This window comes from Verrucomicrobiales bacterium (genome assembly GCA_016793885.1).
Lineage (GTDB): Bacteria > Verrucomicrobiota > Verrucomicrobiia > Limisphaerales > UBA11320 > UBA11320.
Genome location: JAEUHE010000154.1, coordinates 12,582 through 33,143 on the forward strand (window position 1 = coordinate 12,582; position 20,562 = coordinate 33,143).

The window sequence follows — 20,562 nt, forward strand, 5'->3', positions numbered from 1 at the left end:
TTCAATGCAACTCACTGACATGACCTGGCGCCAGGTCTCCGACCTGTCCAAAGACACCCCGGTGGTAATCCCGGTGGCAGCCTTGGAGCAACATGGGCACCACATGCCGCTGTTCACCGACAGCCAACTCTTGGCCGAAGTCATCCGTCGGGCGGCCTTGAGTTTGGGAGACAAACTCTTGATCACGCCCCTTCAGTGGCTCGGGAACTCGGACCATCATTTGGATTTTCCAGGCACGCTATCCGCAGCCCCACGGGTTTATTTGGACATTCTAACCGGGCTCGCCGACAACTTCATACACCATGGTTTTCGGCGGATCGTGTTCATCAATGGTCACGGAGGGAATGACGTGCCAGGTAAGCAGACGGTGTTTGAGCTGCGCCAGAAATATCGACAGCGGAAGGACCTACTTCTGCTGTTTGGGACCTACTGGCTGCTGGGACAGCAGGCACACCAACCCGACCCAGCATGGGTGCAACATCAAATGGGACACGCCTGCGAGTGGGAAACCTCGATGATGCTAAGGATCGCGCCTCATCTGGTCGGCAACTATCAGGCAGCACCCGATGTACCCTTCGGCAATCCGTTCGAACCCGCCTCGCGGGGCTGGGTGACTCAGGATCGGACGGAACCTGGGCACATCGGTAGCCCGAAAGCTTCAACGGCAGATAAAGGCGAGGCACTCCTGAGCCGATTCGCTGGGGATGTCGTGGCGCTACTGAACCGGGTTGTGGCATGGGACGGCAAGTCCTGGGAGGGATGAGCACTCCCCGCGACACCCGGCAGGGAACTTGGCGATGGTGGATCTGCGGACTGCTGCTCTGCGCCTCGACGATCAACTACATGGATCGGCAGACCCTCGCGAATGCCGCCGTACGTATTACCAAACAGTTCCAGCTCTCCAACGAACAATATGGCAATCTGGAGATGGGGTTTGGATGGGCATTCGCCGTAGGATCGTTGGTCTTCGGGTTTTTGGCGGACGCAATTTCGGTTCGATGGGTCTATCCAGCGGTGTTGTTGCTCTGGTCCGTTGTGGGCTTTGCCACCGGTCTGGTGGAGAGCTACAGTGGACTACTCATCTGCCGCACACTGCTGGGCTTTTTCGAGGCAGGACACTGGCCATGCGCGATCAAGACCACTCTTAAGCTGCTAGAGCCCAAGGATCGCTCCATGGGAAACAGCGTGCTTCAGAGTGGAACTTCCATCGGTGCTATCATCACCCCGTTACTGATGCGTTTCCTGCTCACCGATGAACTGGACAGTTGGCGCTTCGCATTCCAGCTGGTGGGTCTGATCGGACTGGTATGGATCGTTGCTTGGTTTTACTTGGTGCGCTCAGGGGACCTGGACGATACCCCCAAAACCGCAACCGCCTCCGAAAGCCAGGCCAGTTTGCTCGCCTTGAGAAACGCTTTGGTCAGCCGAAAGATGTTCGCGGTTCTCATCGTCATCGCCCTGATCAACACCTCGTGGCAGATTCTGCGTGCGTGGCTTCCCAAGTTCCTTCAGGAGGGGAGAGGGTTCACCGAGCGAGCCGCTCTGGATTTTAACTCCCTCTTCTACATCGCTACCGACGTTGGGTGCCTCGCTGCGGGCTTTTTGACACTGTGGCTCGTGAAGCGCGGTTGGAGCGTCCATGGGTCCCGAATAGGGGTTTTCGGCTGCTGTGCCGCACTAACCGCCCTGACGACCCTGGTAGCCATCCTGCCCAAAGGCTGGGCTCTAGGGGCTACCCTACTGTGCGTAGGGGCGGGCTTGTTGGGGCTTTTCCCCATTTACCACGCCCTGACCCAGGACATTTCTCCCGCTCATCAGGGCAAGGTCACTGGGATCGCCAGCGTAGCGGCTTGGCTGTTCGCCCCGCCGGCCCAAAAGTTGTTCGGCTGGATGGTGGACAAAACAGGATCTTATGACCTGGGCCTCGTGATTGCAGGGTGGCTCCCCGTGCTAGCTCTGCTCGCGCTGGTCGTACTGTGGAGGAGCAACCCCACGGTTGACGCAACGAATCCCAGCCGTCCTAGTTGAGCAAGGCTTGGGGAGCGGGGGGGCAGAAACCCTCCCCAAGATGGATTCTCTGATCGCTTAAGTTTTATTCAGATTTTCCGATTGCTCCCTGGTTGGAGACCCAAGAAAGATATCTCGAATGAAAGCAGTCGTCTTAGCAGCTGGAAAAGGGACTCGGATGCGGGAACTCACTCAAGAGATCCCCAAACCGATGCTCAAAGTCCAAGGCAAACCCATCCTGGAGCATATCCTAAACGGACTTAAGGATGCGGGCATCAGCGAGATTTTCATCGTGACCGGCTTCCGGGCTGAGGTAATCGAAGAGTACTTTGGAAATGGAAGCCGTTGGGGATTGCGGATCGAATACGGCCGCCAAGTGGTACAGGACGGTACGGGGAAAGCCCCCGAGCTTGCCAAGGGATTTATCGGTTCCGATGATTTCCTGCTTACGTACGGAGACATTCTCGTTCGTCCAGAGACCTACCAACAAATGATCAAGCGCTTCCGCGAAGGTTCCTTCTCGGGGGTGGTCACGGTCACGGGCAGTGAAGATGTGACCAAGGGGGGCCTCAACTTCTTTGACGATGAATTCTGTCTCCGGCGCCTGGTAGAAAAACCGACAGCGGAGCAAGTTGAGGAGTTGAAACGCACCGGATGGCTGAAGCCGGGACAGACGGCGTGGTACAACGCTGGCATCTATCTGTTTCGCCCAGTCGTATACGATTTCACTGCCAAGCTTCAAAAATCCCCACGCGGAGAGTACGAGTTGACTGATGCACTCAACGCCCTCGTCGCTTCTTCTCACAAAATCGCAGGGATGCAAATTGCTGGCCGATGGGTGGATGTGCGAGATCCTGAGGTGCTGGCGAGCCTGGAAACAAACCAGCTTTAGCCAGTCTGCCCTTTAAGGGCCAGCCACCACGTAACCGAGACGAGCAGGGTGAAAGCCGCCTTGCAAGGCAGGTCCCAGCGGGACTGACTTTGCAAATTTCCAGCGAAGGGACTTAGTAACAATCCGAACACTGCACCGATCACGAAGCCCGCGACATGGACGAGAATGTCACCCTGCGGGCTGAAGCCGAGGAGGACCAGCAGTAAAACCCCGGCGATAAGCCCGCGGGCCGTGGTCAGCACGGGACGTTCGCGCCACTCTTGAAAGCGGAATGCTCTCACCGCGATCAACCCAAGAGCAGCCATCACCGCCCCGGAGGCACCCAAGCCATGGTAGGCAACCGGGCGCATCAACAAACCCACCCCGTTGGCCAGGGCTCCAGCCACAGTCATGGCCAGCAGCGCCTGACCGGCTCCGTATTCGACCATGGCGAGACTTAAAAAGATCAAGCCGGTGCTGACATTGGAACTCAGGTGGCGCACGTCTGCATGCAATGATGTCGCCGTCACCGATCGCCACCATTCACCAGCCAATACTCGTTTAGAATCAAATTCCCCGAGTGGGAGCAGCAGGGAGCCCTCGGCCATCTGGAAAGCAAAGAGAATGCACACCAGTGCGCCCCATCCTAGGCTCTGCCAGTCAAAAAGGATCCGGGTTCTTGGGAGCGGGCGTTGCCAGCGCCGATGGCGGTTCTCCCTTTGGTATTGTTCGAGGATTTGGAGAGATCGCGAAAGTTCTTCGGCTGGGACCAGCAAGTCAGGGTAAGGCTGCGCATCTCTCTGAAGAAGCTCCGGTTCGATACCCTGGCTCACGAGCACCAGCGACCAATCCATTGCTTGCCGATGCGAACGAGGCCCTAGGGACGCCTTGGAACGGTCATCCATGGAGCAGCCTTTCCCGGGAGAGACCACCCGGCGAGCCACCCCGCGCGCCTCCCCGGAGACGGGGATTGTGTTGGGAGAGTTCCAAACTCGGGAGAAGGTAGGGCAGCGATAGGAAGTTCGCCAGTTTTTCACAACCAGGGACAGGCCTCACTTTCGTGCCTGGGACTCAAGAGGGACAGACCTCACTTTCGATTGTGTAACGACGGGCAAGCCGTGGTGTCTGTTGAGGCTTAAGGGGGCCAGAAGGGGACAGGCCTGCTTCTTTGTCCGTGGCTACCAGCAACTCGACCGAGAACGGAGCCGTTTCCTACATCCAGCAAGCCAGGTTCGATCCCAAAGCGACTTCTAGGATCGTCGCAATAACTGCATCAGAAACAGAAAAGGCGCCGAAGGATATCCTCCGGCGCCTTGAACGTGTTATTGAATGAGGGCTAGCTGAGTTAATGAATAACTCAAGGCTGCCGCAAGCGGTAGTACCGTGCCTTGTTATTGGCACCCGAGAGCGGTGCGCTGTAAGGGCTGGTGGCTCCGGCCACAGTCTGCCAGCTGGCAGGTGACAGGCTCGTGGTGCTTTCCAGCACAGAGCCCACGGGAGGTGTCGGCCAGGTAATAACCGCGTTGCCGTTCGCGATGGAAACACTCAGCTTCACCGGAGGCAACACCACCACGTTCGTCGTTATGGTGGAGGGAATATTTGCCAGTAACTCCAGATCGAACACCACATCACTGCTCGTGGCGCTGGATTGATGCAATTCCACAGCAATCTGATTTTCACCTTGGACGATGTTGGTCAAGGCAAACGTGATGCCGTTGGTCAAGGAAGCATCGCCCGCTCGATCGGTGGCGAATGAGGTGTAGGTGGGAGTTCCCGTCATACCGAATCGGGCGGCAATTTGGCCATTCAGCCAAACCACGATTCCATCATCCACCACGTGCCCATAAGTAAGCCTCACGCCATTCGTGGCACCCCGGAAATCAAAGGTCTTCCGGAAGTAGTAGGTGATGAGACGGTTACCGTCCACGTCGCTCAGATTGAGCAAGATGTTCTTGGAAGGCAGCGGCACTTCTTCGTCTTCATTGTAGAAAAGGCCATTACCCACTTCCCAGCGGTTGTTTTCCACATAGGCCTTGGTCTGCCAACCCACTCCCACTGGAGGATTGGTGCCCTGCTGATAGTAATGCCACTCGCTCGCAAACGGGATCAGAGTGAACACACCACCGACCTGCACGGCCAACCCGTTGTTGAGCGCATTGGCAACGCCGGCATTGTCGGTCAGATTGCGAGGAAGCAGCGTATAGCGAGCGCCCGCCGTCAGGGGAGCCGCCGGCTTGATCAAGATACTCTGGCCATCGATGTCTTCGATGGTGTTGATCGCGATGACTTCCCCAAGTTGGTTGGTCAAAGTGTAGTTGGCCTTGTCCAGGGCTGACGAGAGCTTCATGCTCTCAGAGAAGGTCAAGGTGATTCCCTCAGTGTCCTCTTCATAGATCGCAGAAACAATGGAAGGAGCTCCCACGTCCGGAATAACACTCAGAGTCGCGTTGCTGCTGACCGCCTTCACCGTCGCACTCGCAGCACCAATGACCTCAACGAACACTTTGGCGCCATTGTAAGCCAGAGGAACGGGCTTGATGCTCAACACCCGATTGGTGGCGTCAGCAATGGTGTTGGTCTTGCCATCGGCACCGACCAAGAACCACTTGTACTTGAAGGGTGCCTTGCCGTCCGGAAGCACATCGAAAGTTGCGGTAGTTCCTTCAACCACGTTGGTGAGGCTGATAGGGTGACGGACAATGCTGACCGGGCCACCCACTCGGTTGGTGTAGGTCTGGACCAATTCCAAACCAAATCCCGCGGTTCCATCCGCCGCCGTGCGCTGATGGACCTCAACGGCGAGATGGTTCACACCCTCCACGACTGCGTTATTAAAAGCAGGGAGCGTAAGCAGGCCCGTGGTGGGCCGCCAACTGAGAGCGCCGGACGCACTCGCCAGGGTTCGATAGGTGGGCGCGGTGATAGCTGCCGAGATGTTCGTGCGCCAAACCTCTTTGCCGTTCAAATAAACAATCGCGCCGTCATCGATGAAGTACTTCACTGCAAAGGTGCTGTTAAACAAGCTCCCGATAACGTTGAACTTGGTTCGGTAATAGGCTGTGGTGGACGCCGTGTCGACTTCGTTGGGATAGCAGCACAGAGTCGTGTTCCCGTTGGGCGGCGGAGTGCCACCGACACCGAGATAAAAGCCGGCGAGCCCAAAGAGGAACTGGCTTTCGTAATCGTAGTCTATCTGGGCCCAAGAATTATCAGTGAACCGGAACTGAGCAAATTCCGGATAGTAGGCGTCGTCACGACGATACCATTCGCCCTCACGCGGGATCAGTGTCGAGACGGTGCGAATGACCACGGAGTTCGTGCCGACCATGACATTGTCGTTCGTGTCACTGAGACGGGCGACATACAGCCCCCAATCACGGTTTAGATCGAGTTCCTCTGCAAACGTAGCGACCACGTTAGTGGTCGAACGGGGTGTCACCGAGGTGTTGGTCTCCACAATGACGGCGGTCAAAGTCCTCACAGGAGAACCGCTCAGAGTACGAATCCGATAGTTGGTCGCTTGGAAGACGGAGTTGGTATCGATTCGCTCTGAGAACGTCACATGTACCTGATACATGTTCGTGGTGTAACGAGTGGCGGAAACGAGCGTCGGCGGGGTGGTATCAGCAGGATCGGCAGCTCTGACTGACACGGCCAACGCGAACGCCAGGACCAAAGGGGCAAGGAAGAAACGTCGCATAGGTTGTTGACTTCGATTTTGTACTATAACACGTGTTGACTACATTCCCAAAATCCGGCACGTCGGGGTGTGAGAGCTGCCTTCGGCATCTCGCTCCAAAAATACGCACGCTGGCTTTCGGGAATGCATCTAAGAAAAGAGCATGACTTTTCAACTTTGGCAACTCGGAAAACGGGTTGGCCGTCAAGTTCCCAGCCTTTATTGGCATCGAAAACTGTATGCTTTTTGGACACTCCTGCCAACCTAAGGGCTTCAAGCCACGACGTGCACGCCTATGCGCCTCGAGACAACGATCCCTCAATAACCTATCGACCAATCAGTTAGAAAACTTCAGAAGATTGCTCTTGATGCCTCTTTCGGTGTTCTCTAGAAACCCGCTCACTTCTATCTATGGGTACAACCATCCTGCAGGCCAAGTCCAGCACCTCACAAACCAGACAGCCAAGCTCTTGAGCCTTCCCGCTCTCATCTTCTGCCGTGAGGACCACGGGTCCCATCCTGTAGCCACTCTGCCCTTGCTCGACCGACTTGTCGTGGCGGCGTTTCGCGCAGGCTGTACCCCGATCCACATCGTGGCAGCATCCACCCCGCCAAACCTCCCACGCTCGCAAGCCTGGAACATCCCAGTGCAGCTCCACCTCGAAACGCCTAGGCTGGCAGGATCAGCCCTCATCATTCAGTCGACTTGGCTGCTCCAAGCGGCCGATCTTCAGCGCGCCATCGCTCAACAGGGCCGCCTGGTTACCGCCTGCGGACGCCCCATCCCAGCCGGGTTCATCTCTTTCGGCTCATCTATCTCACCTCAGTCTCGGCTCGACGACCCTCAGGCGCTGGAGACGGCACTGAGCCAAGGTCCATCAGTCATGGCGGAAGGCATCACGCAGGAGGTCCTGGATGCCCCATCAGCGAAGAAAGCCAGCCAAGCCTTGTGGGATTCAATCACCAGCAGCAGCGACGGCTTCGTGGATCGGTGGTTCAACCGCCCCATGGGACGGGCCATCTTCTCGAAAGCTTTCGTCCGGACGCCCATCACCCCCAACCAAATCTCCCTGTTGTCGATCGGCGTAGGCGTGCTCGGCGCTTGGTTCATTGCCTCGGGGGAACGCGCTTCGACCATCTGGGGGGCCCTGCTGTTTCAGTTATCGGCCGTTATCGATTGCGTGGACGGAGATGTAGCCCGAATCCTGTTCAAGGAGTCTAAACTGGGGAAATGGCTCGATCTTGGGGGAGATCAGGTCGTCCACATCTCGATCTTTGGCGCAATCGCGTGGGGCCTTCATCGGGCTGGCTCCGAGGCGCCCGTTCTCATGCTGGGGGCTGCTTGTATCGTGGGAGCAATCCTGTCGTTCGCAGTGGTTCTGCATGGCATTCTTCGTCCGCCCCCAGGTCCAGCCCACTCCCGGCTTCAAGCCTTCATCGACGGGGCTACCTCACGGGATTTCTCGGTCCTGGTGCTGGCGTTGGCTGCCATCGGCAGGTTGGAGTGGTTTCTGTGGCTGACTGCCATCGGGTCTCAGGTTTTCTGGATCACAGCCCTTCTCCTGCAACGCGATAGGAGTCCGGGAAAATGAAGTGGGCGGTGAAAGCCCTGCTCTCGGGTGTGGGGGTATGGATCTGCCTCCAGCTGCTCAAGCAGGTCGATGCTGAGGAACTTAAGCGCAGTCTGGGAGTGCTGGGGTTCTGGGCGCCGACGGTATTGATTCCCTATTTCGGCGTTTACCTCATCGACGCGGCAGCGTGGCGGGCGTGCTTCGGAGCAGCAGGGATTCGATCCATCCCCTTCGCCACGCTGCTGCGGATTCGCTGGTGCGGCGAGTCGCTGAACAATGTCGTACCTTCGGCCTATGTGGGCGGGGAGGCTCTCAAAGTCGTCCTACTTGCTAAACGTGGGATCCCAACTGACCAAGCCACCGCGGCAGCCGTTATCTCCAAGACCGTGCAGACCCTGGCTCAACTGATCGTCCTCGCCGCCGCCGCGCTGGCATTCTTGAGCTTGGTTCCCTCCGACTCTCCTCTCCGTGGCGGACTCCTGGTCGTGATGCTTGGCACCCTAACGCTGGTGGCAGGGCTTTTCTGGATTCAACGCCGGGGGATCTTTGGAACCCTGGCTGATCTGCTCAAGCGGCTGGGTATTCATCTGGCCATCCTGGAAAAGTCGCGCCCGAAGTGGCAACCCATCGACCAGACTATCACTCGGTTCTACGGGCAGGAGCGCCCCCACTTTTTTAAAGCGTTGTTGCTGTATTGCCTGGGCTGGCTGCTGGATAGCCTGGAAGTCTGGTGGTTTGCCTATCTGATCGGGCATCCCATCAGCTGGTTCCAGGCGCTCTCCGTCGAAGCGTTTGTTGGCGTCGCCAAGATCCTGGGGTTATTCGTGCCCGGTGCGCTCGGAATCCAGGAATCGGGCATCCTGCTGGTGGGGCGAGCGGTCGGGCTCTCCGATTCGTTCTGCCTCGCCTACGCCTTGGTTCGTCGGGCGCGCGAGATCTTGTTCGCGCTTATCGGCTGGGGGCTCTTCACCTGGGAGGGCATTCCGCTGAAGGCGGTAGGGATGACCAAACGAGCCTGATCGGGATTCGCGGCCATGCCACGGATTCACTTTTCACTTTCCCGCTCCACCAGGGCTGGCGCACCATGATCGCCACATCATGAAGAACTTGTTTGATCTGACGAATGAGGTGGCGGTGGTCATTGGAGCAACGGGGGTCCTAGGTGGCGCACTGGCGGAAGGCCTGGCCGCGGCGGGTGCTGCGATTGCCGTGGTCGGACGAAACGAAGAGCGAGGAGCAGCGCGGGTCGCAGCCATCCGGAAGAGCCAGGGACGGGCGGCATTCTTCCCGGCCGACGCCTCCAACCCTGCCCAGCTCAAGCAAGCCCATGAAGCCATTCTCCGCGAGCTCGGAGCCCCCACGATCCTAGTCAACGCGGCCGGGGGTAACGACCCCAAGGTGACCGTCACTGCGGATCACCCCTTTGAGTCGATTGCATTGTCAGACTGGCAAGCCAATTTCGATCTGAACCTGGTGGGAGGCGCCTTGCTGCCGTGCCAGGAATTTGGGCCGGCCATGTGCGAGCGTGGAAAAGGGAGCATCATCAACATTGCGAGCGTCTCGGCGCATCTGCCCCTTTCACGAGTTGTGAGTTATTCGGCAGCGAAAGCAGCGGTGCTGAGTCTGACGCGCTTCCTTGCCCGAGAGTGGGCTCCTCGCGGCGTTCGGGTCAACTCGCTGACCCCGGGGTTCTTCCCAGCGGAGCAGAACCGCAAGTTGTTGTTTCAGGAGGACGGTTCGCCCACGGCCAGGACGCAATCCATTTGGGGCCACACGCCGATGAAACGCTTCGGCAGTCCCGAGGAACTGGTGGGGGCCGTGGTCTTTCTAGCCAGCGCAAAAGCCAGCGGCTTCGTGACTGGCACCGACCTCGCCGTCGATGGTGGTTTCCTGTCTCAAACCATTTAACCAACCCGCCGAAAATCATGGCCACCATGCTTCCTTCCTTGATAGCTGAGGCGTCCGTCACCGAGGGCTCGCTGGCCGATGCCCAGGTCAGCGAGGTTGTCGCCCGCTGCTGCGCCCGAGAGGCGTATGCCAACAAGCGCGTGTTGCTGATCATTCCTGACGGCACCCGAACCGCGCCGGTCGGACTTCTCTTTAAAACGCTGTTCGCGCAAATCGGTGGCGCCGTGAAAACGATCGATATTCTGGTCGCTCTCGGGACCCATCAGCCGATGAGCGAAGCAGCCATCTGCGATCGACTGGAAATCACCGCCGAGGAAAGGCGGGACCGGTACGGTCGAGTTCGGTTCTTCAACCACGAATGGGATAACCCAGCGGCGCTGCAGACGATTGGAACACTCACCGCGGCGGAGATCAGCGAGCTGTCTGGAGGAAGATTTTCGATGGATGTGCCGGTGGAGATCAACCGGCGAGTGTTCGACTATGATGAGCTGATCATCATCGGGCCGGTGTTTCCCCATGAAGTCGTAGGATTCTCCGGAGGCAACAAATACCTCTTTCCCGGGATAGGCGGGCCCAAGATTCTAGATTTCTTTCATTGGCTGGCGGGTGTGATTACCAACCCCCGGATCATAGGCAACAAGTGGACTCCTGTCCGCAAGGTCGTGGATCGGGCCGGGGCCCTCGTGACAGTGCCAAAGAAGTGCCTGGCAATGGTAGTGACGCCCGACAAGCGGCTCGTCGGCCTCTTCGGCGGCACCCCCGAGGGAGCGTGGGACGCGGCCAGCCGGCTCTCAGACCAGGTCCATATTCTCTACAAGGATCATCCGTATCACACCGTGATCTCCGTGCTTCCGCCCATGTACGATGAGGTATGGGTGGGAGGCAAGGGCATGTACAAGTTGGAGCCGGTGGTTGCCGACGGGGGTGAGGTGATCCTTTACGGACCTCACATCCATGAAATCTGCCTGACCCATGGAGCCAACATACGAAAACTGGGTTACCACTGTCGCGACTACTTCCTCAAGCAATGGGACCGGTTCAAACATTTTCCCTGGGGAGTGATTGCACACTGCACCCACGTCCGAGGCATCGGAACCTATGAGAACGGCGTAGAGAACTGCCGGATCAAGGTCACACTCGCGACGGGGATTCCGGAGTCCGTGTGTCGTGAGGTGAATCTTGGCTACCGAGACCCGGCCTCGATCCGAGTGGAAGACTACGCCCATCGAGAGTCAGAAGGCATTCTGGTGGTACCCAAGGCAGGGGAGATGCTGTACCGACTCAAGAATCCCCCGGCCTGGGCTCGGGTGGAGGGTTAGCCCACCAGCCCATTCCTTGGAATTATCGTGATGACATACGGTTCCGTACCACCTACCTTCCGCGCCATCTCTTCGGTGTAACGCCGTTTCAGCCGTCGTTTTTGGTCTGTCGTATCCTCTTTTGACCCCCGGGGAGAGTCGGTCCCTAAACAATACTATTAACCATGACGACTACTCACACCGTTCATCGAACTCCCCAAAAAAGAGGCCTATTCCCCTGCCAACTCCTGCTCGGATTCAGCGCCGCCGCACTATGCACTCAGCCCATCGAAAGCTGGGCTGGCCCCAAAGGAACGATTCACGCCCGATACCTTTCGGTCTCGCCCACCATGGACGGCCGGCTCAGCGATTGGCCGCTAGACCAATACCAAGTCATAGCCCAGCATCCGGAGTTCCCCGAGGTACGCGATTCTGATTCGTCGTTCGCGGACGGCAACCAACTGGTGTTCAGCCTGGATCGGATCGGCCGATTCAACCAGACCTCCTTTCTGGCCTGGATCGATGGCGACCGTTACAGTGACTTTGGCTCCTCGGTGTATTTCGGATACGATTCCAAGTTTCTCTATGTGTTGGCGGTGACAATCGATGACGTCGCTCAAGGAGGACGCGACACCACCGAGTTCGGTTCCTCCGGTGGGCTCAACGACGGATTCGGTTTGCTCATCGATGCCCGAGGCGACAGCGCGGAGTGTGTTGCGGACCGAGACTTTCCTCGATTCAACAACGGCACGCCCCACACCGACGACTTTCAGATCACAGCGGCCTTGAACGACCGCTTCAAGCCCGCCGGAGCTGATGCAGACGAACGGGGTGCCCGGCAGGTCATTGAGCAGGCTGGATTGCCGGCGCTGATGGCAGTGAGAGGGGGCGCCGTGGGCCAATACCAGCAGGCGTTGGACCGATCCAACACCTCGGACGGTCAAAGAGATATCGTTGCGCGACACTACAGTGATTTACGAGCCGCGGGGGCGCTGAATCCCGAGCTATTCGACGAAAGCACTCGCATTTTCTCGGGGTACATCATCGAGATGAGAATCCCGTTCTCGGCGTCCATAGGGTTCGTTCCAGACCATGACATGGGGATCGAGCTGTTCTGGCGAGATGCGGACGGGACCAACGATCCGGGGCACGGGGCCAACGATGTATCTTGGGGAGCATGGGCGCAGAGCAGCGAATTGGACTGCGCCAATCCACGTTTCTCGCTCATGAACGCGGCGAATTGGGCCAAGCTGGTCTTCGATGGGGCGGCGTCCATCGGCAACATTGTTTTCCGGGACAGCAACGCCAATGGGATCCAAGACGCCGGAGAACTCGGCGTGGATGGGGTCAGAGTAGAAGTCATCCGGTGCGAGGACAACACCGTGATGGGGGTCACAACGACCAGCGACGGAGGCTTGTATAGCTTCGCACTCCAACCAGGCGACTACCGCCTCAAGTTTAGCGGTCTACCCGCGAGCCATGTTTTCAGCCCATCGACACCGAGTCCCAACTCCGACGCCTTGGACAGCGATTCCGATCCCGGCACCGGGATGACCGACTGCACCACACTGATCGCGGGTGAAAGCGACTCGGACTGGGATGCGGGAATCTATCCGCTCGAGCGGCCCCAAATCCGAAGACAGGGGAACAGCCTGGTTCTCAGTTGGTCGGGACAGGGAACCGTCGAGCAGACCGATTCCTTGATCGGAGGAGGTCAATGGTCCGCGGTTCAGAACGCGAAGAGTCCCTTTACCATAGCGCCATCAACCACCTACCGGTTCTATCGTGTGGTCCGCTGATAGAGCCCAAGGGCCGACACGGAAACGCAGCGGGTAAGATCACGAGAAAACCCAACGGTTACCTCGAGATCACGCCCGCTGCGTCAAAGTAGGAAGGAAAGGCCGCGGAAACACCGGCGCGCCTCAGGCCGCAATCTGGTATTGCTTGAGTTTGTTGTAGAGGGTTTGCCGACCGATTCCAAGAATCTTGGCGGTCTTGAATTTGTTCCCGCCGGTCTGTTCAAGAACCTCAATGATCTTGGCGCGTTCGGTCCTCTCCATCAGTGTCAAACCCGGAATGGGGGCGTCCTCGGCCTGGCTGTATTGCGGAAGATTCAGATGTTCGGTGTCGATCTGGGGCTGGTCGCAGATCAGAACGGCCCGATAAATCTCGTTGACCAGCTGACGGATGTTCCCCGGCCAATCGAACTGCATCAACCGCTCCTCGGCCGCGGGGGTGAATCCCATCGGCGGCCGATTCTCCTGCGTGGCGAACCGCTTCAAGAAGGACATCGCCAGAGGCATGATGTCCTCGCGTCGTTCACGCAGAGGGGGAAGGTGAACAGAAACCACACCGATGCGATAATACAGATCTTCGCGCAGCTTCCCGGATCGGATCGCCTCCTCAATCTTGCGATTGGTGGCGGCAATGATCCGGCAGTTGACCGGGAAGTCCGTAGAATCGCCAACGGGCCTGATTTTTTTGTCCTGCAAAACTCTCAGCAACTTGCTCTGGGTCTCGATGGGCATCTCCGCCAATTCATCAAGCAGCAAGGTGCCGCCGTTAGCCTCCCGAAACAGCCCGGCCTTGTCGGCCTTGGCGTCGGTGAAAGCACCCTTCTTGTGTCCGAACAGCTCGCTCTCGATCAGCTCCTTGGGCAAGGCCGCGCAGTTGATCTTCACGCATTGACCCTTGCGACCGCTGAGGGCGTGGACGAGATCGGCGATGACCTCCTTGCCTGAGCCACTCTCACCCGTAATCAGGATGGCCGCATCGCTGGGAGCGACTCGCTCCAGCAAGGTCAGCACTTTCTTCATCGAAGGAGAGTTGAAGACCGGCACAGCACCCCCACTGAGGGCGGTGACCGTCGCTCTCAGGGCACGGGTCTCCTCGTGAAGACTCTTCCGCTCGAGAGCTTTTGCGATCAGATTGAGCAAACCCTTGGGGTCGATCGGCTTTTGTTGAAAGTGAAATGCGCCCCGCTTGATCGCTTCAACCGCCGCCTCGAACGAGGCGTGACCGGTCAGAACAATCACCTCGGCCGAAGGCCATTGGCGCTTGATGAGAGGCAGGAGATCGAGACCGTCCGCATCGGGAAGCTTGAGATCAAGCAGCACGGCATCCGGGGGAGGACCGCCAAAAGCGGTCTGGAGCGCAGCTGAATCGCCAACCTCGATGGTCTCGTAACCGCCGGTCTCTAGCATCATCCTGATGACATCCCGGAGCGGTTCCTGGTCGTCCACTACCAAAACTCGATACTTCATACTTCTATTGCCGATTCCTGCGGCAAGCCGCGGTGAAACTCCGGAATAATTCCAGATGTTCCCGATATCGCGCCCAGAGGCGTTCCGGATGGAACTGAACGGCCAGCAGGTATGGCAACACGTCCATGTGAGCTGATCCCAACTCCATTCCCTCAACGATACCATCTCTACTAACGGCAGATGGCTGTAAAACTTTAGCCAGCCTGCCCACCGCTTGGTGGTGAGTACTATTCACGCCCATTTTCAAACATCCCACAGCCGACGCAAACAGAGACCCAGGAGAGATGTCCACCTCATGAACAAGGCTCTCTTTGGCGTCGATCCGGCGGTGATTAATAATAGGCGATGGCACCTCAGAAGGTATATCGGCAATCAAGGTGCCCCCTAAAGCCACATTCAGGATTTGCATGCCTCGACAAATGGCCATCAAGGGGATACGCCGACGAAAAGTCTCTTGGATGACGAGCAGTTCGAAGGCATCACGTTCCGGTCCGTCGAAGGACATGGTCGCTCGGAGCTTCTGGGATATCCTGGGGGCATAGAGCGCAGGATCTACATCGTCACCTCCTGTCAGTAAAATACCGTCGGCCAAGCCTACCACCTCTCGGACATAGGTTTCATCCACCAGACAGCTGAGAATGAGGGGAATCCCATCGGCGGCGCGGATGGCGGCGGCGTAGGACTCCGACAGGCTGCTCTGCAAACCACCGGATCCCGGGGATGCTTTACCCGTTTGCGGAGCCACAAGAATAAGAGGAGGTCGAGGTGTCATAGAACAGATGGGCAGGCTTCTAGGGGAGAGGGACCTGAGCGGGAGCCATTAGGTATCGAATGAGGTCCCGCAACTGGGTGTCGTCGAGCCCATCGATCAAACCCTCGGGCATCATGGAGAGAGCCGAAGGCTTCACCGACTCGATCTCGGTCCTCTCCAAAACCAACGACTCACTGGCACTTTGCACCGGGACAGTCTTTTCGCCGCCCTGCCCCACCAAACCATTCAAAACCCGGCCATCTTTGAGCGTGACCACGGACACCCGGTAATTGTCGGCGACCACCCCGCTCGGGTCCAGCAGGTTGTCGAGGAGGTAATCCAGGTTGCGACGATCCGAGCCGGTCAACTCAGGCCCCACCTGACCGCCTTCACCAAAGAGCTTGTGACACGTGGCGCAGGCCTGTTGAAAGAGCTTCCGTCCGCGTGAGGCATCGGCCTGATTCACCGCTTCCACGGGCAAGCGGGCTTTGAACTCCGCCAGGCGCTGCTGCTTCTCCGCAGACAAGGAACGGGACAAAGGCCAAAACTCGTCGACTCGCCGACTGATATGCGGCACTTCCAAACTTCGCAGCTGGCGTACTTGGACTACCCCCACCTCATCGCGCGAGATCGTTCCCTTCCCTACCGCATCTAGAAGTGCGATGGCGAACGCTGGACGTGAAGCCAGCGCTTGAATGGCTTCGGTCTTGGCAGCCGCCGATCTCAAAGATCGATAGTGCTTCAGCAGCAACTCGGGGGTCTCGGCACTTCCGAGTGCAGCCAGGGCTTGAATGCCATCCGAGGCCATCTCGAGTTCGGCGAGCAAGGGCTGGATCAGGGAAACCAGGTTATCCGCCCGGCTTTGAACCAAGGCCCGCAGCGCTTGCCGCCGGGAAGCGAGGTCCGCGGATCCGTCGCCAACGCGTTGGCGCAGTTCGTCCATGGCCCGCCCGTCGCCAAAAACCACCGAAAGCTCTCGGGTCAGCCCACGGACCTCCTCCGATGAACTGGCCGAAAGCCGAGGCGCGAGGACCGTCCAGGCGGAGGGCGCCTGGGCTTTTCGCCACCCGCGCAACGCATCCACCATCCCACCCAACATCGCGGTCTGGTGAGCCACCTCTGAATTCTTTGCCAACCCCGAAATGAACCGGTCCATGAGAGCCAAGTTTTGATCCCAGTCCTCCGCGAGCTGCCGGGTAACGAACCGTCGGATCTTGGGAAGCCCGCAACGCTCCGCCAGGTCTGCGGCTCGGGCTTGGTGAAGAGCGACAGCGGGCTGGATGGCGTACCAGACCAACAGGGGATACGTGGGATCGTTAGCGAATTCGGATCGAGACGACAGCACTTCGGCCAGCTCCCACCGATTCGCCGGAGGCGCCTTTTGCAGCGTCCCAGCCAAGAACGCCAGGACCAAACCGGAAGCCTCGGTTCGGGCGAGGTCTACGAACTGGGCCATCACCTCAGGCGAATGTGGCTGGCTGTCCACCAACAGTTGTATGGCCCAAACGCGCAGCTGCTCGTGCGGGTCGCGAAGATGGGATAGTAACCAGGAAGTCTCCACGCCACCGGTGACATGGAGGCACCACCAAGCGCGAAGTTTACGACTCACCTCCGGTTGGGCGTCGAAAAGCTCGCGCAGTTGAGCACGGGCTTGTGACATGTCGGCTCCGGCCAAGAAGCGTTCCTGCAATAGCAAGCGGGCCTGACGCACAAACCAATCGTTGGGATGGAGCTGAAGCTGCACCAACTCTACATGGGAAAGCTGCCGCAAATCGCGCGGGCCCGCGATCTTCGGAGCCCCATAGGTCAGTTTAAACACCCGACCTGAAGTTCGATGAATTCCCTCGTGATCGTGGCATTCACCGATATCAGACCAGTCTGCCACGAAAACACCGCCATCGGGTCCGTAAACCAGATCGATGCCCCGAAACCAAGGATCCGAGGAGTGCATCAGGTCCGGAGCATGCTTCCCCACATAGCCAGCACCACGTCGCTCAATCCGATCTTGGTTGAGTCGCTTACCATGGTAATTCACCGCGAAAACTGAGTTTCGGTAAGACGCCGGCCAGTTGTCCCCCAGGTAGATCATCAGCCCGGAGTGCGCATGTCCACCCCCGGCCTGAGAGGTGGTGGGGGTCACGCCCAACTTGCGAATGTCGTGCCAGATTTCCCGGGTGTCCCAATGAAAATGGTCAGCGGTCTGATCGATGAGTTCATAGAGGTGGCGGTTTTCATGTTCACCGAACATCCGCTTGTAATACGCGCCGGGAACCACATGCCACAAATGTCCGATCACGGTGTTGATGAAAAACAACTGCCCGAATTCGTCCCAATCGTGCCCCCAAGGATTCGTAGTGCCGCGGGCGACGACCTCCACCCGACGCGAGGCAGGATGATAGCGCCAGATCCCCACGTTCACCGACACCCGGTCTGCCTTCGCCGTACCCGGCGCGCCGACTTCGCTGGTGCCCAGAATGCCCTGTCGGCCGTAAAGCCACCCATCCGGTCCCCACTTAAGCCCGTTGGCGATCGTGTGGCGGATAACACCGTCGCTCCAACCATCCAGCAAGACTTGAGGTTCCGCATCCGGCACATCATCCGCATTGCGATCGGGCAGAAAGAGCAGCTGGGGTGGGCAGAGCGCATAGACGCCCCCGAGTCCGACGGCGATGCTGGTAAGTTTGCGACCCTGGTCCCAAAAAACGGTGCGCTGGTCAAAACGGCCATCATCGTCGGAGTCCTCTAAAATCAGAATGCGATCTCGCAAGGTGGGATGGAAGTTCACCGCATTTTCTGAGTAGGTATAATTCTCGACCACCCACAGCCGGCCGCGAGCATCCGTCGTGATCGACATAGGCTGCTGCACATCAGGTTCACCGGCGAAGAGACTGACGCGAAAGCCCTCAGGAACCTGGATCCGGCTCAAGGCCTCTTTTGGCGTCAGCAGCGGAATGGTCTCTTCCTGAGTATTAAACACCTTAGGGAAGTCAGATTCCGCTGCCAGGCTTGTGGTGCGGGGAAGGTGTGCAGCGAGGCCAGCGACAACGAGTCCTAAGCCCAGGCGAAGACCAGGGGAGAGAATGGCGTGGGAAAAGAAGTTCATGAGCGTTAAAGTAACCGAAGGGCATAGCACTTCGCCCCGGCACAGTCCATATCCGGTTTGCGGGGTAATACGCATGGCGCGTTTAGCGGGCCATCCCTGAGTTATGAGTGGGAGTGAGTTATAGTTATGAGTTGCCGAAGCGGAATCGTCCGGAGACGGACGACGCTACAAGTTAATTAACACCGTCAGGATTAGCCTCAGGCAACTGGTCACTCATCACTCGTCACTCATTTGCCCCCCTGCGGCTTGACACCAGCCAGCCGCATCGCGAACATCATCAACATGGCATCTGTTCCTACTGAATTTCGCGGCGTCACGGCAGTGACGAAGGCTAATGTGTACTTCGATGGCAAGGTCGTCAGCCACACAGTGCTATTCGCTGATCAAAGCAAAAAGACCCTGGGGCTGATCTATCCGGGTAAATTCCATTTCGGAACCGACAAGGCTGAACGGATGGAAATTGTGGCCGGCGAGTGCATCGTTAAACTGGACGGGCAGACCAGCCAAACCAGCTACAGCGCGGGGCAGTTCTTCGATGTCCCCGCCAAGTCAGGATTCGACATCGAGGTGAAATCCGGCATCTGCGAATACATCTGCTCGTTCCTAGGCTAACGCTGCCTAATTTTGGATTTTAGATTTTAGATTTTGGATTGGAACGGTGAAACGGTGACAGAGTTGGCGGTGGGGTCAGTTACCAGCTGTCACCGAGCAATAGGTCGTTGGTAATCCAAAATCAAAAATCCAAAATCTAAAATCCCTTCACCGGCTGGGGTTCTTTCTCTTCGACCCGGTAGAGGTGCTGGGCACTGCGCAGGAAAAGAGAGCGCCCATAAGCAGCGGGCGATGCGCGCATCCCGGGTGCCAGCTGATTCTGTCCTAGTACCTTGAATTTTCGTCCGATCTCCACGACCGTGCCTGTACCTTCCTCGTTAAAAACGTAGAGTTTGCCTCCACCCGCGATAGGCGAGGCCGAATAGGTGCCCGGCAACTGTTCACGCCACACCAGGTTCCCGAGTTTAGCCTCCACGCAACTGAGTAGTCCGGTATCCTCGAGGAGGAAGAGCAGATTCCCGACCATGAGAGGCGAAGCGTGGTGAGGAACGTTTTTTCGTTGTTTCCAAGCGAGATGGGTTTCGGTCACCACATTCGATCCGCCGGTTCGGATTGCCCAAAACTCGCCTCGCCCACCCCCAGTGGCCGTGAACACCAGACCAGATCCCGCGATGGGCCGGGTCCATCCTCCATAACCTCCGGGATCCTCAACTCGCCAGAGCTCGTGACCCGTCGCGGTATCGTAGGAGTAAAAGGCCTGGGCTCCTAAGCTCATCAAGGAGAACTGCGTTCCACTTAAGACGACCAGGGGGGTGGAATAGGCCAGTTTGAAATCGTTGGAACCGTTCGGTCGCCCTTCGGCCGTACCGGCCTGATACGCCACCGAGCGCGTCGTTTGCCAGAGGGTTTTCCCGGTTTTCCGGTCGAGAGCCACCACGAACTGTCGATCCGATCCGTCAAACTGCAGGAAGAGTCGATCCAGGAACAAGACGGGCGAGGAGAAGCTTCCGCGGGGCTGCTGGCAGGTGAGATCCGTGCGCTGCCAGATCACCGCGCCGGTCGTGACATCCAGGCAGGCGACCCCGCTAGACCCGAAGGAGGCATAAAGATGCCCCTCCTCGAGAGCGGGGGTGGCCGCAGCAAATGCTGCGGGCGTCTCGCCGGCCTCGCTCTTGGGCAAGGGAAACAGCTCCTTCTGCAAGCGGATCTTTCCGGTAAGCCGGTCGAAGCAGACCACCGTCAACTGCTGATGGGTCGGTGAAGCCGCTGTGAGCCAAACTTGGTTACTGGAGACCACCGGCGACGACCAGCCGAGCCCGGGCACTTCCACCTTCCACACAACGTTAGAGGTTTCGCTCCATGCCAGGGGAAGCCGCCTAGACAAAGTCAGCCCGTTTCCCAAAGGTCCTCGAAACTGGGACCAGTTCTCCTGCCCCATCATCGCGAGCACCGAGCAGGACCACACCACGGCGATTAGCTGAGGGAGTCGGTTCACGAGGGGGAGGCTAGCCGAGATCTCGTCCCAGGGCAACCGCTGTGAGTTCGGTGGCTTCGGAATT

15 protein-coding genes are annotated in these 20,562 nt (G+C 58.2%); 9 read left to right on the forward strand and 6 right to left on the reverse strand.

From position 1 onward, the window contains the following. The first annotated feature begins 19 nt into the window (after positions 1 to 19). From JNN07_18150 to JNN07_18160, 3 genes are all read left to right on the forward strand, one after another. Positions 20 to 763: a creatininase family protein gene (locus tag JNN07_18150; GenBank protein MBL9169668.1), complete on the forward strand. Its 744-nt coding sequence runs from the start codon at positions 20 to 22 to the stop codon at positions 761 to 763. Further along, complete coding sequence (locus JNN07_18155; GenBank protein ID MBL9169669.1) at positions 760 to 2,028, forward strand: MFS transporter; 1,269 nt, start codon at positions 760 to 762, stop codon at positions 2,026 to 2,028. The genes JNN07_18150 and JNN07_18155 overlap by 4 nt, the downstream gene beginning before the upstream one ends. A 118-nt stretch (positions 2,029 to 2,146) precedes the next feature. Further along, the gene (locus JNN07_18160) at positions 2,147 to 2,899 is read left to right on the forward strand and encodes an NTP transferase domain-containing protein (GenBank protein MBL9169670.1); all 753 of its coding nucleotides are present in this window, start codon (positions 2,147 to 2,149) and stop codon (positions 2,897 to 2,899) included. On the opposite strand, the gene JNN07_18165 is transcribed toward JNN07_18160, so the two are convergent. Together JNN07_18165 and JNN07_18170 are read right to left on the reverse strand one after the other, a co-directional pair. Next, positions 2,896 to 3,915: a rhomboid family intramembrane serine protease gene (locus tag JNN07_18165; protein MBL9169671.1), complete on the reverse strand. Its 1,020-nt coding sequence runs from the start codon at positions 3,913 to 3,915 to the stop codon at positions 2,896 to 2,898. The genes JNN07_18160 and JNN07_18165 overlap by 4 nt on opposite strands. A 320-nt stretch (positions 3,916 to 4,235) precedes the next feature. Next, positions 4,236 to 6,578 (reverse strand): Ig-like domain-containing protein, encoded by a 2,343-nt coding sequence (locus tag JNN07_18170; protein MBL9169672.1) that lies wholly within the window; start codon positions 6,576 to 6,578, stop codon positions 4,236 to 4,238. 515 nt (positions 6,579 to 7,093) lie between these two features. Here JNN07_18170 and JNN07_18175 point away from each other — a divergent pair. The 5 genes from JNN07_18175 (at position 7,094) to JNN07_18195 (ending at position 13,133) form a co-directional block, all read left to right on the forward strand. After that, positions 7,094 to 8,149: a CDP-alcohol phosphatidyltransferase family protein gene (locus tag JNN07_18175; GenBank protein ID MBL9169673.1), complete on the forward strand. Its 1,056-nt coding sequence runs from the start codon at positions 7,094 to 7,096 to the stop codon at positions 8,147 to 8,149. Then, positions 8,146 to 9,147 (forward strand): flippase-like domain-containing protein, encoded by a 1,002-nt coding sequence (locus JNN07_18180; GenBank protein MBL9169674.1) that lies wholly within the window; start codon positions 8,146 to 8,148, stop codon positions 9,145 to 9,147. Before JNN07_18175 ends, JNN07_18180 begins: the two co-directional genes overlap by 4 nt. A gap of 79 nt (positions 9,148 to 9,226) precedes the next feature. Further along, the gene (locus JNN07_18185; GenBank protein MBL9169675.1) at positions 9,227 to 10,036 is read left to right on the forward strand and encodes an SDR family oxidoreductase; all 810 of its coding nucleotides are present in this window, start codon (positions 9,227 to 9,229) and stop codon (positions 10,034 to 10,036) included. A 26-nt stretch (positions 10,037 to 10,062) separates the two neighbouring features. Then, positions 10,063 to 11,355 (forward strand): DUF2088 domain-containing protein, encoded by a 1,293-nt coding sequence (locus JNN07_18190; protein MBL9169676.1) that lies wholly within the window; start codon positions 10,063 to 10,065, stop codon positions 11,353 to 11,355. A 164-nt stretch (positions 11,356 to 11,519) separates the two neighbouring features. Further along, positions 11,520 to 13,133: a hypothetical protein gene (locus JNN07_18195; protein MBL9169677.1), complete on the forward strand. Its 1,614-nt coding sequence runs from the start codon at positions 11,520 to 11,522 to the stop codon at positions 13,131 to 13,133. Between the two features lie 123 nt (positions 13,134 to 13,256). On the opposite strand, the gene JNN07_18200 is transcribed toward JNN07_18195, so the two are convergent. From JNN07_18200 to JNN07_18210, 3 genes are read right to left on the reverse strand one after another with little or no spacing between them, the layout of a single operon-like run. Beyond that, complete coding sequence (locus tag JNN07_18200; protein ID MBL9169678.1) at positions 13,257 to 14,597, reverse strand: sigma-54-dependent Fis family transcriptional regulator; 1,341 nt, start codon at positions 14,595 to 14,597, stop codon at positions 13,257 to 13,259. 4 nt (positions 14,598 to 14,601) lie between these two features. Continuing rightward, a complete protein-coding gene (locus JNN07_18205) occupies positions 14,602 to 15,369 on the reverse strand; it encodes a gamma-glutamyl-gamma-aminobutyrate hydrolase family protein (protein MBL9169679.1) in 768 nt (255 codons plus the stop codon). 19 nt (positions 15,370 to 15,388) lie between these two features. Continuing rightward, positions 15,389 to 18,451, reverse strand: coding sequence for a c-type cytochrome (locus tag JNN07_18210; protein MBL9169680.1), 3,063 nt, complete (start codon positions 18,449 to 18,451; stop codon positions 15,389 to 15,391). 282 nt (positions 18,452 to 18,733) lie between these two features. Between JNN07_18210 and JNN07_18215 the strand changes: the two genes are divergently transcribed. Next, positions 18,734 to 19,063 carry a pyrimidine/purine nucleoside phosphorylase gene (locus JNN07_18215; protein ID MBL9169681.1) on the forward strand — a complete coding sequence of 110 codons (330 nt, stop codon included), beginning with the start codon at positions 18,734 to 18,736 and terminating at the stop codon, positions 19,061 to 19,063. Between the two features lie 136 nt (positions 19,064 to 19,199). Here the strand turns inward: JNN07_18215 and JNN07_18220 are convergent, their stop codons facing one another. Beyond that, the gene (locus JNN07_18220) at positions 19,200 to 20,498 is read right to left on the reverse strand and encodes a PQQ-binding-like beta-propeller repeat protein (GenBank protein ID MBL9169682.1); all 1,299 of its coding nucleotides are present in this window, start codon (positions 20,496 to 20,498) and stop codon (positions 19,200 to 19,202) included. Between the last annotated feature and the right edge of the window lie 64 nt (positions 20,499 to 20,562).